Raw genomic sequence first — 12126 nt, forward strand, 5'->3', positions numbered from 1 at the left:
ACGCTAGGGAGGGTTATGAATTATAAAACATACCATTCTCAGTAAAAGGTCGCTTTTCCTCTTAATTTTTTTGATATTTCTTATAGGAGTCTACTTTTTATTCTTTGGACTTCCGTGGAAGTCTCTGGCTTTAAAAAAGCAATTTGAAGTCTATTTAGAAGATAAATATCAAATCGATTTCCAGCTGGGTAAGATGGACTTTGATTTTATACATCGCACTTATCTTTCTTATGCCCATCCAGCAAATGATCCCAGTCTGATTTTTTATGTAGGTCAAGATATTGAAAGCAAGGAAATTCAGGATCTTTATCCATATGAAGTTAATAAACGAAATGCTGGGAGAAAGTAAGAGAATTGAATCCTGCTTCTAGCAGATGAAGAAGGAATGATAGTATTGATCGTGATTCAAGTCATCGCTTGGCTCATCGCCTTCGCAGCCTTGTTATCCATGGTGTCGATTGTGCTGGTGAGCTGGAGGAACGGGATATCGCCGATGCCTACGTCAAAATCTGTACGCTCGGCTGTTGCCGTTGAGGTGAATCGGATTCCGGGATATAGCAGCATTGTGGAGGCGGGATCGGGTTGGGGAACACTTGGCATGGATGTTATTCGCCAATGTCCAGGCAAAAGGCTGACAGGCATTGAAAATTCCAGTATTCCCTTGTGGACATCCCAGCTGCTTGCTAGGTTCGGCACACGTATGCTGCGAGCAGACGAAGGCCAGAATCTGCTCCACGGAAGGCTTCGTTATGTACGTGGGGATATCTATAGCAGCTCTTACGAGCATGCGGATATTGTTCTTTGTTACTTATTTCCCGGAGCGATGAAACGGCTGGGGGACAAGTTCAAGCGTGAGCTACTGCCGGGCGCAGTGGTCATTAGCATTTGTTTTGCCCTTCCAGGCATGCAGCCTGTCCGTACCATAACATGCACGGACACACTGCGTACCAAGGTATATGTATACACTTTTTAATTCAGGATTACCCCACTACTTCTCTTCTGATAAGGTGGTAATTCCTGAATTTATTTCAGTTTATCCACTTGAAGTCCCCCCCTTTCTATTAACCTCTCCATCTTTGCCAAAAACAATGAATTGCATGGATTTTATACTACTACCGAGGTAAGTGATTTGTGTAGGAGAATGAATTTTATCCTAAATATAACTTTTTGGATGTCTTCTCCATCTAATTATACAGAGGGCCCTCAAGGAGGAAAAATCATTTGCTGGAAAACGAACTGGATATCAAAAAAGCGCAGAAAGGCGACCACGAGGCGTTTACCCGTCTTTTCAGGCAACTGGAATCCCAGTTGTACAGATTAGCCAAAACCATTCTGCTAAAAGATGAAGATTGCGCGGATGCTCTTCAGGAAACAACACTGAAGGTGTATAAAGGGTTGGCCAACCTTAAACAGCCTAAGTTTTTTAAAACCTGGGTTATACGCATCCTGATTAATGAATGCAATCAGTTACTTCGTATGCGAGAACGAACTATAGCTGTGGCGGAAATTCCCGAGGAACCGGTCGTTTCCTATGTGCATTTTGAAGATTCAGGCAACGTAGACCTGCAAAGCTTCATTAATCAGTTGGACGAATCCCTGCGGCTTGCTATCGTGCTTTTTTATTATGACGATTTATCCATTAAGCAGATTGCAGATGTGCTCGACATCTCCGAGGGAGCGGTCAGGGCACGACTTCATCGCGCACGGAGATTGTTGTCCAAACAGATACATCCTGTGCGGGAGGAGGGTCTTGCTAATGAATAATAACAATTTAGAAAAGCAGATCAGGGAGCTAGGGAAAGCTAATATACAGGAGCTTCCTCCTTTACTACGATCACGGCAGGATTCGCTTTATGCATCGCTGGCCACCATTGTCCAGGATCCTGTGGAAAAGGAAAAGCGGATATATCCAAAAATCACAGCTGCTGTGACTGCGGCGATATTGTTAAGTGTTATGCTAACGGCTATCTATCCGCCTACATTGGCCAATGCGCTCAAGCAGCTTCCCTTGATAGGCGGTATTTTTGAACGGGCAGATGATATAGGGTTACAAGCGGCCCAGCGTCTGGGACTGACTTCCCGTCTAAACAGTAGTGATACGCATGAAGGGATTACCTTGTCTGCCGAAGAGGCTGTATTTGATGGCAGCCGGTTGGCATTCTCGGTGAAGCGTGAGGGAGAAGAACTGGAAGGTAAGCTAGCTGGAGTAACGATTGGAGCGGATGGGAAGCCTTTTTTAGCGAAAGGTGCAATAACCTCTGCAGAAGTATTGATCGACGGCGCTTCCCTGGAGCAATTTTCAGATGGTCTCTGGAAAGCTATGCCGTTTCTAAGCTGGATAGAAGGTGCGGAAAGCAACACAGCTATTTTTAGACTAGTGGATTCCTCGAATTCCGGAATCTCCAACAAACCTTTTCCTGATCGATTTGTATTGACCGTAACTCTTGGCTTAAACGGTATGGATGAACCGTTTGTTCTCCAAATTCCTGCGCGGAAGGCTACGATTAATAAAATTTCCACACCTGATATACGCGCACAAGTTGGAGGATGGAGTTTGATCCTGAAAAAGCTGGAATATAGTCCATTAACGACACGCCTGTCGCTCATGCTGGAACAGGATACAGACGAAGATCATGCAGCATTGAGTTTAGTGGGCTTTGAAGTAAAGGATCAACAAGGACAGGTGCTGAAAGATATTTCACAGAAAGTCCTCTCGACTTCCAATAGGTCACTTAATGTCGATTTGCTTACTGAGCCATTTGAGAAACACCCTAATATGCTCACAATCCGTGGCTATCTTTATGAGTTTGAGAACCCACAAAGTAAGAATGGAGCATTTAAAACAGACAGTTCTGGAAACCCAGTGAAGCATTATATTGATGGTCTAGAGATAAACGTGCTAGTTAAATAAAAATTAAGGAGCTTGATAATATCATGAAAAAAATGACTAAGAAGATGTCTGTAATTTTAAGTGCTGCTGTATGCCTAGGAGCGTTGGGAATGCCAGCTTTAACTCAAGCATCCAGTGCCCAACCCGCTGTTGAAGCTTCCCTGAATACAACAAAAGTGGCCGATTCACACGATCAGCTTACTTTAAAGGGCAGTGCGCAGTTTGATGGTAACTATATTAAGATCGACCTGAGCCGTGAGGGATCGCTATTTTCAGGAATGCTCGCAGGAGTAACTTTAAATGATAAAGGTGAGCCCTATCTTGCAGAAGGTACTATTGTGGGAATAGACGCTAAGCTCACTCAACCAGGAGGCATTGATTTAAAAACACCACGCTGGATCAGTGACGGTGATGCCAACAAGGCGGTTGTTGTATTGCAGACCGGATGGTTAACTGAGCAACAAAAGGCAAACCTGGCTTCCTCTGAATTGAGTATCCATGTGAAGCTTAACGGAATCGATGAACCGTATGTACTTAAATTTTCTCTCAAGCAAGCAGGATTAGTGCGTAACATTCAGCTGCCTGCTATAAAGAAAGACAACCAATTTGAAATCAAAACCACCCGTGTTGCTGCAGGAGAGACTTCTGTGCGTATCGCTTTAGCGGTTAAAGGGGTTGCCACCCAAGCACAGGCTTTAGGATATGACATTTATGATAATCTGGGAAATGAATTAGAATTTATTGCAAGGGATTCTGTTGCAGCAACTCAAAATACGGTTTCTGAAGATTTATTGTTCGAAGCACCTAGCTCAGCGGCAGAATATCTGATTATCAGACCGTATCAAGCCGTATTTGAAAAAGGCAACACCGGGGCTTATAAAGTAGATGCCAAAGGCAATGTAGTTAAAAATTACAACAAGCAATTGGAGATCAAAATCCCTCTAAAATAATCGTTAGCGTAGCAAACATAAACATATTTATCTAGGAAAAGGGGATTACCTCTCCGGCCGAAGGCTTGAGGTAATCCCCTTCTTTCAACGGAAAGAATGTCCCGTTTTACTGGTCATTTATAGCTAAAAAGCGGATAGTAGCTGTTGTCCCCTTACCTACAGAACTACTATAATAAATTTCGCCGCCGTACTTTTCTACGATATTAAAGCAAATCATTAATCCTAGACCTGTTCCATTACTTTTTAATGAATAAAAAGGAGTCCCTAGCGACTTAACCTCAGCTTCCGACATCCCGCTTCCTTCATCAATGATTGTTATCTCAATAAAATTATTGTTCCTATTCGCCATAATAGAGACAGATTTACCAACATCCGAAGCCTCTAAAGCATTTTTTATTATATTAATAAGCAGCTGCTTAAATTCAATTTTATTAATAGAGATCATGCAGTCTTCTTCTACATAGGTAACAATTTGATTATCAGATAACATTGCGTAGGAATGGAGCAATCCTGTGACACTTTCAATAACATCCTTCACATCTACTTTTTCTAGTTTTTGTTCTCCATTTGGCTTTGAAAGGGTTAGAAATTGCGAGATAATCTGTTCTACTGTGTTCAATTCATCAATCATTAATTTAAATTTTCTTTTCATAGGATCATCAAATGAAGGATCCTCATCAAAAAACTGCAAAAAACCTCTAACCACTGTCACTGGATTTCTAATTTCATGCGCAACGGCAGCTGTTAATTGTCCAACCATCTTTAAACGCTCAGATTGCTGTAATTGTTCATAATAAAGCTGCTGTTTTTTCATCCGTTTAAATGATATTTGAAAAATGAAAAATAATAACACTTGAACCGCTATTATATTAATGAAATTCCCTAGAATATCATAATGTAAATATGTATATAGATCCCCTCTATCAATCAAGAGGATATAGCCAAATGTAATTACCATCAGTATTCCATTTATAATGAAGGAAAAATAAAACAATTTTAAATCAAAAAATAGAATAGAGAGTGCAGGAATAAGACAAATGAGGATATAGGTAGTCCAAGTTTGAGGATATAAAAAGAATAGCGTATAAAAATACGCAAATCCAAATAGAATGATAATCTTTCTAAAAGTATGTGTCTCATGCTTAGGGTAAATCCATAAACAAACCGTTAGAAACGCCACACATAAAAAATGAATGATATAACCAAAATCAATTCCATCTAACTCTAGAGTAGATAGTATTAATCCAGACATCATAAGAACGATGATCATTAACATTAATATGTAATAGGTTTTTCGATTCACCCGACTGTAGAACTCTCTCATGAATTCACCACTTTTAAATTGATTGTCGAAATAAGAATTATATCAGCTGAAATAGTAATAAACAATAACTGAAAAAACCAGTAAACTCAATACCCCATTTAATTTCTGAAACTAGTAATTATTGCTATAATTAATGTATTCACTTTAGTTCTGATATCTAAAGCATTAGGATGGTGTACCCTATGGTATTTGCATTTTTATTTATATTCGCTATGTACGCGGCAACTAACTATTACATTGCGAGAAAGATTTTTAAATGGTTACAACATATATTTTCACATATAAACGGGATCATATATGGAGTCATCTACAGCTTATGTGCGTTATCAATCATTATTAATTTACTATTGTCTTCTTCAGCTATGACGACCAATTCAAATATTGTTAATTTTATTGGTCAATTCGGGGACTATTGGATGGGTATCTACTTCTATTTGTTCTTGCTTTTGATCCTTTCAGATGTAATCTTACTAATTAGTAAATGGATCAAGGTCCTCCCTTCTCCTATACCAGCACGTGTTATTTTTCATACAAGGTCCATAGTATTAATTCTAGTCATAGGATTGGTGTCCTATGGGATTTATAATGCAAATCATTTAAAAGAAGTCACCTATCCGCTCCAAATACATAAAAACACTTCATTAGATCAGTTAAATATCGTCCTGATCAGCGACTTACATTTAGGCTACGTAAATGATGTAAAGTTTATTGAAGACGTTGTTGATCGTATTAATGGACTACAGCCGGATATAGTGTTGATGACAGGAGATATATTTAATGGTAACTACTATGCGCTCTCTAACCCTTCCAAAGGAATAGAGTTATTAAGTACTATTCAGTCAACCTATGGAGTTTATGCTTGTTTAGGTAACCATGATGCAGGACGCTCATACGATGAGATCGTGAACTTTATAGATAAGAGTAATATCAAACTTCTAAATGATGAGCATGTCGTTATTGATAATCAATTCGTTGTTGTTGGCAGAAGGGATTCATCACCGATTGGTAATCAAGGGAACCCTCGAGCAATTACTTCAGAAGTGATGAGTGACATTGATACAAATATGCCCGTTATCGTAATGGATCATCAACCAACCAATAGGATTGAATACGCAGATGACGTTGATTTGATACTTAGCGGACATACGCATCAAGGACAAGTATTCCCTGCAAATCTGATCACCAATGCTATGTTTACAGTAGATTATGGCCACTATCAGAAGAATCCTAACAGCCCTCACGTCATCGTTACATCTGGTGCAGGGACTTGGGGACCGCCATTACGAATTGGCACGAATAGTGAGATAGCACAAATCAAAGTTGATTTTAAATAGACGATAATTTTAGACTGATTAAAAAACATGGAAGAATATCCCGATAGCATACACAAGTTCGAAAAAGAGCATCGACCACATTAATGAGAAAATCCACCACCGTATGCGGTGGTGGATTTCTATGTCTGCCTATCCAACTGTAATATCAGCAAGCACCCTCATCGACTAATCATGCCGGATCTCCGTGTTAGTCCGAATACCTTCGAGACGTGCTCTTGGATCAGGCGTTATTCTTTCCCTCTTTCTTCTATTTATCGAATACAAAACAAATAATAATATAAACCATAAAGGCGTCAACAATAAGGCCGGACGAGTTTCATCAGCAAATAGCATAATTATGAGTATGATTGCAAACAAAGCTAGAACAACATAATTCACAAAGGGTGTAAACGGTGCTTTGAATTTTGATTTGGCCTGCAATTCCGGCTTCGTCTTTTTATATCGCAAATGGCAAATTAGAACGACGCCCCAAACCCAGATGAAACAAATGGCACTAATTGTTGTCACGATGCCAAAAGCCGTCTCCGGAATCAGCTTACTCAACAAAGCGCCTACAGATAAGACAAGCGTGGATATGAATAAAGCATTACTTGGTACATGATTTTTATTAAGCTTTGCAAAGTTGGCTGGAGCCTGGTCATTTCTGCTTAGATTGTATAGAATCCGGCTTGTTGAGAACATCCCGCTATTACAAGCGGACGCAGCTGAAGTTAATACAACGAAGTTAATAACCCCCGCGGCAATCGGAATCCCCACTAAACTAAATGTTTTAACAAAAGGACTTTCTGCCGGGTTTAGTTCTGTCCAAGCGTTGATGCATAATAAGGCAATAATAGCACCCACGTAGAAAAATAGAATTCGTAAAGGTATTTTATTAATCGCCGATGGGATAGTTTTTTCTGGATTGGAGGTCTCTGCTGCCGATACGCCTACCAATTCCACACCCACAAAAGCAAACACAACCATTTGAAATGAAAGCAGGAACCCTGAAATCCCGTTTGGAAATACTCCCCCATGTGCCCAAATATTACTGAGCGCAACCGTTCCGGTAGTTGTTTTGAATCCAATCACCAGTAAGACTACCCCGATAGCAATCAATGCGAGAATAGTGATTACCTTAATTAAAGCAAACCAAAATTCCAATTCGCCAAAGCTTTTTACCGTTAATAAATTGAGCCCTAATAAAATAATCAAACAAATGACTGCGGGTATCCATTGCGGGATATCAAACCAATATTGTACATAGACCCCAACAGCTATAATATCGGCCATAGCCGTCATGATCCAACAAAACCAATAGGTCCATCCAGTTACAAACGCCGCCCGCGGTCCAAGATAGTCTTCGGCAATGTCTGTAAAAGATTGATAACCTGCTTTAGACAACAGAAGTTCTCCTAATGCCCTCATCACAAAAAAAATAGCGATACCCACGATTAAATAAGCAAAAATGATGGATGGTCCTGCCAGTTGTATAGCTTTACCTGATCCTAAAAATAATCCGGTACCGATGGTTCCACCAATCGCAATGAGCTGAACATGCCGATTCTCTAAATCTCTCTTTAATTCTTGTGCTGCCATTTCAAACTCCCCCTTATGTGAAAAAATGTACAAGTAAAAATGATAACAAAAAAGAGATTGGATACGCTCCAATCTCTTAGGTCTAAGAATAATAAATAAAATACATTCCTTTACTCTGACGATGATCAGAATAACAAATGAATTATCTAGTACTCTTCTGTCCTTTTGCCTGAGATTGTGAACCCTTCGGCGCCGGGGGAATCCCCCACGGTCTCTCCAGAAGCTGCTCCTGCTATAGTGTGATCCATAGCAATCATAGCTTGCGAATTATTTAATTGTTATGCCGCTAACTTCATTTTTAATATTTTTCAATACTAATCATTGTCAAATATTTTGTCAATAACATTAATTACCGCTGGATTTAAACACATAATACGGATTTTTAATAAAAATGCGAGAAATTAATAGCCTAAACGAGGGTAAAATGCTCGTTTTTAAAAGCTTCTCCTCTAATTGCGATTTACTTTAAGACCCAAAAGATTACTATTTGGAGTACGTATTTCATTTAGCTTTTGAAAGCGTTTTATTAGAGGAGTACAGGCAGCTTGTTATGCATGGCAACTAAGTGAGGGGGAATTTATTTGAGACAAAAAACAAGCAATAGGTTTATGAGCGCACTCAAAAAAGACGGGCTTCTTTATATGATGGCACTGCCCGGCATATTAGCGCTGTTGGCCTTTTCCTACTTGCCAATGGCAGGGTCGATTTTAGTGTTTAAGGAATATCGCTTTGACGGAGGTATTTTTAACAGCCCATGGGCAGATCCCATCTTTAAAAACTTTCAATTTTTCTTTAACAATTTTGATACTGCAATGCGGGCGACATTTAATACGATAATGTTCAATATTTTATTTTTTGTATTTGGCACCATCTTCGCGGTAGCGATTGCTATTATGCTCAATGAAATTTCTAGTCGCCGATTCGTCAAAGTTAATCAAAGCATTATGTTTTTTCCGTTTTTTATGTCTTGGATGGTTATTGGCTCCATTCTAAATGCAATTTTGAATAATGAAACAGGCTTTCTAAATCAGATTATTAAAAGCATCACCGGTTCAACTTATGATTTTTATGCTACGCCGTGGATTTGGATTCCGATTCTGGTCATTGTGGTGATTTGGCAAAGTACAGGTTATAACTCCATTATTTATTTTGGTGTGTTGACTGGCTTTGATTCCTCCATGTATGAAGCCGCCGAGGTAGATGGCGCCAGTAAACTTCAGCAAATTTTTAAAATTACAATTCCTATGCTTAAACCGACCATCATTATTTTGTTTCTATTATCGGTCGGCAATATGCTGCGCGGTAACCTAAATATGATTATCGGCTTGACGAATATGAACCCGATTTTGTTACCCTTCACGGATCTGATCGATGTATTTGTTTATCGCAGCGGCGTAAGAAATGGTGAGATGGCGTTTGCGTCGGCGATTTCGTTATATCAATCTGTTTTTGGCTTCTTCCTTGTTATTATCGCTAACAAGATTACAAGCTGGTACGACAAAGATTCCACATTATTTTAAGGGGGTGTCTATTTGAAACGATCAAATGCTGATAAGTTAACTAATATAGCCTTTTATGTCTGCTCAGCAATATTTGCACTATTCTGCTTGTTCCCGATTGTTTTAGCGATTTCCGGTTCACTGTCTGATGAAATGGCGATCACTATGCAAGGTTTTTCGATTATTCCACGTCATTTCTCATTGGATACTTACCGTTATGTATTTTCCAATCTTGATTTTATGATCTTAAAAGCCTACAAGATAACATTGTTTACGACAATATTTGGCACACTACTATCGGTGTCGATAACAGCATGCTTTGCCTACGTCATTTCCGTAAAAGATTTTAAGCACCGTAATAAACTGGCGTTCTTCGCTTACTTTACTCTGCTGTTTAACAGCGGTATGTTGCCGTGGTATTTAGTGACCACACAATTTTTCGGCCTGAAGGATTCGTTGGCAGCATTGATTTTGCCTTATTCAATAAATGTATTCAATATGTATCTGCTACGTAATTTCTTCAAGTCCATCCCACATGAATTGCTGGAAAGTGCACAAATTGACGGCGCTGGTCATGGGCGGATTTTTATGCAAATGATGCTGCCGTTAGCCAAACCGGGGCTTGTTACGATCTCATTATTTTATGCACTGCAATATTGGAATGACTTCTATTTACCATTAATGCTCAATAATAATCCCGAGCTATATACGATGCAATACATCTTGTACAAAATGATGGCCAATATTCAATACCTTGCAGCCAATCCAAGTGGCACCATGGCAGGCCATGTTATTCTGCCCTCGCAAACGATTAAGATGGCAATTACCTGTATTGCGATTGGTCCGATTATCTTGCTGTATCCCTTTGTACAAAAGTACTTTGTTAAGGGCGTTACTGTTGGCGCTGTAAAAGGATAATAAGAAAAAACAATAGTAGTTAGGCCTATTTGAATTTTAGTAGGCTAAATATAAATTTGGGAGAGTGTTCTTATGGGCAAATCGAGAAAAGGGTTCACCTTACTGCTTGCATCTTTACTGCTGGCGGGACTTTTAAGCGGATGCGGCGGCAAGTCGCAAGGGGACGAAGCTGGTAGCAACAATAGCAATAATGGCAGTGGCGATCAGCCGACCAAAGCAACGTTAGTGCTTTACGGGGAGCAGTCAAAACGTATGGCTGATTTTGCGAAAAATGAGTTTCATGACAAGGTTCTGCAAGCGATTAACGTCGATGTAAGTATTCAATATTTACCGTGGACCGAGTATGCAACTGGTAAAACCGAGCTAATGCTATCATCCGGCGAAAAATTCGCCACATATACCGATACTGCATTTATGGCAAAATCCGTTGCCAAGGGCTATTATGCTGATTTGACTGAAGCTGCTGAAAAATATGCTGGCGATTTAAAAAAGAATACGGGCGGCGATGAAGCGTTTGACATCTGGAAGGTCAACGGAAAGCAATATGCATTACCTTTCGGCAATAAACCAAATGCTGGAGAAAATTATGTGATTATTGCACGAGAGGATCTGCTGCAAGAAGTCGGTATGACCGATTTGAAAACCGTTGAGGATGTTGAGCAATTTTACAAATTGGCAAAGCAAAAATATCCTGATATGATTGGCTCAGGACGCGGCTGGAGCTTGAATATCTTCAATGGCTCGATTAATTCAAACATTAATATTTATCAGCCGTATAGCTTTATTATGACCGATGGCAACAAGCCGGAAGATCCGACTGTCTACAGCTTTTATGAATCGGATGAATACAAACAAATGGCGGATATCGCCCGCAGATGGAATAAAGAAGGTCTTATCCCAAGCTACGCCTTGTCAAATCCTGCACAAGCAGATTCATCGTTTTTTGCAGGCAAAGCCTTATTCGGCATGGGTGCAAGCTATCGCGTATTTGAGTATATGGATGCCATACGCAAAGCTAACCCTAATGCGGTGTTCAAAAACTACTATTTAGGTGATCCTGCGAAAAAACCACTAATGTCACGCGGCACATATTCTACAGCGTTTGCAGTTGGGGCTAATGTAAAGGGTGCTGAACTTGAGGGTTACGTGAAGTTAATTAACTTACTGCAAAGCAGTCAAGAATGGACAGACTTTATTCTGTATGGCGTTGAAGGCAAAGATTATAACCTAACTGCTGATGGACAGATTGAGTTTATTAATCAAGATACATTGTTCGACACTTGGTTGCCTGATAACATTCATTTTACAAGATTTAGAGATTATATTACTGAAGAACAAATCAGTACGTATCAAAATTGGAACGAAGGCTCGATACTACAAAAAGATATTGGCTTCTCCTTCAACATGGAGCCCGTAAAAACGGAATACGCTCAAATGCAAGCCGTAGAACAAGAATATATACAACCCATATCACAAGGTTTTAAAGACTATGACTCCAATATTGACACTGCCTTGAAAAAGCTGCGTGATGCCGGTTTAGAAAAATTTATTGCTGAATATCAAAAACAATTTAGTGAGTTCATTTCCAGCAAAAAAGCAACTAATTAAGCTTATATGACTATCGGAATAGCCT

General features: G+C 39.6%; 11 protein-coding genes and 1 riboswitch. Of the genes, 9 read left to right on the forward strand and 2 right to left on the reverse strand.

The annotated features are described in order from the left end of the window. Positions 1–193: 193 nt before the first annotated feature. The 5 genes from MHI15_RS13390 (at position 194) to MHI15_RS13410 (ending at position 3840) form a co-directional block, all read left to right on the forward strand. Positions 194–349 carry a hypothetical protein gene (locus MHI15_RS13390; RefSeq protein WP_341164481.1) on the forward strand — a complete coding sequence of 52 codons (156 nt, stop codon included), beginning with the start codon at positions 194–196 and terminating at the stop codon, positions 347–349. 36 nt (positions 350–385) lie between these two features. Continuing rightward, positions 386–973, forward strand: coding sequence for a class I SAM-dependent methyltransferase (locus MHI15_RS13395; RefSeq protein ID WP_076191549.1), 588 nt, complete (start codon positions 386–388; stop codon positions 971–973). Positions 974–1221: 248 nt separating this feature from the next. Next, complete coding sequence (locus tag MHI15_RS13400) at positions 1222–1764, forward strand: sigma-70 family RNA polymerase sigma factor (RefSeq protein ID WP_232061486.1); 543 nt, start codon at positions 1222–1224, stop codon at positions 1762–1764. After that, entirely contained in the window at positions 1757–2911 is a 1155-nt protein-coding gene (locus MHI15_RS13405) for a DUF4179 domain-containing protein (RefSeq protein ID WP_076191547.1), read from the forward strand. Before MHI15_RS13400 ends, MHI15_RS13405 begins: the two co-directional genes overlap by 8 nt. Positions 2912–2934: 23 nt before the next feature. Further along, positions 2935–3840 carry a DUF5643 domain-containing protein gene (locus MHI15_RS13410; RefSeq protein WP_076124237.1) on the forward strand — a complete coding sequence of 302 codons (906 nt, stop codon included), beginning with the start codon at positions 2935–2937 and terminating at the stop codon, positions 3838–3840. Positions 3841–3946: 106 nt separating this feature from the next. Here the strand turns inward: MHI15_RS13410 and MHI15_RS13415 are convergent, their stop codons facing one another. Next, positions 3947–5110: a sensor histidine kinase gene (locus MHI15_RS13415; RefSeq protein WP_248548897.1), complete on the reverse strand. Its 1164-nt coding sequence runs from the start codon at positions 5108–5110 to the stop codon at positions 3947–3949. Between the two features lie 236 nt (positions 5111–5346). Between MHI15_RS13415 and MHI15_RS13420 the strand changes: the two genes are divergently transcribed. Next, the gene (locus MHI15_RS13420; RefSeq protein WP_076191544.1) at positions 5347–6498 is read left to right on the forward strand and encodes a metallophosphoesterase; all 1152 of its coding nucleotides are present in this window, start codon (positions 5347–5349) and stop codon (positions 6496–6498) included. A 165-nt stretch (positions 6499–6663) separates the two neighbouring features. Here MHI15_RS13420 and MHI15_RS13425 read toward each other — a convergent pair whose 3' ends face one another. Beyond that, positions 6664–8076 (reverse strand): amino acid permease, encoded by a 1413-nt coding sequence (locus tag MHI15_RS13425; RefSeq protein WP_076191542.1) that lies wholly within the window; start codon positions 8074–8076, stop codon positions 6664–6666. Between the two features lie 147 nt (positions 8077–8223). After that, positions 8224–8306, reverse strand: a riboswitch (glycine riboswitch). A 351-nt stretch (positions 8307–8657) separates the two neighbouring features. On the opposite strand from MHI15_RS13425, the gene MHI15_RS13430 reads away from it, so the two are divergent. From MHI15_RS13430 to MHI15_RS13440, 3 genes are all read left to right on the forward strand, one after another. Beyond that, positions 8658–9596, forward strand: coding sequence for an ABC transporter permease subunit (locus MHI15_RS13430; RefSeq protein ID WP_139331004.1), 939 nt, complete (start codon positions 8658–8660; stop codon positions 9594–9596). Positions 9597–9608: 12 nt separating this feature from the next. After that, positions 9609–10493, forward strand: coding sequence for a carbohydrate ABC transporter permease (locus tag MHI15_RS13435; RefSeq protein WP_076278228.1), 885 nt, complete (start codon positions 9609–9611; stop codon positions 10491–10493). Positions 10494–10565: 72 nt separating this feature from the next. Further along, entirely contained in the window at positions 10566–12101 is a 1536-nt protein-coding gene (locus tag MHI15_RS13440) for a DUF3502 domain-containing protein (protein WP_076282202.1), read from the forward strand. Positions 12102–12126: the final 25 nt, after the last annotated feature.

It is taken from the genome of Paenibacillus sp. FSL H7-0918, assembly GCF_038007025.1.
Lineage (GTDB): Bacteria > Bacillota > Bacilli > Paenibacillales > Paenibacillaceae > Paenibacillus_AQ > Paenibacillus_AQ odorifer.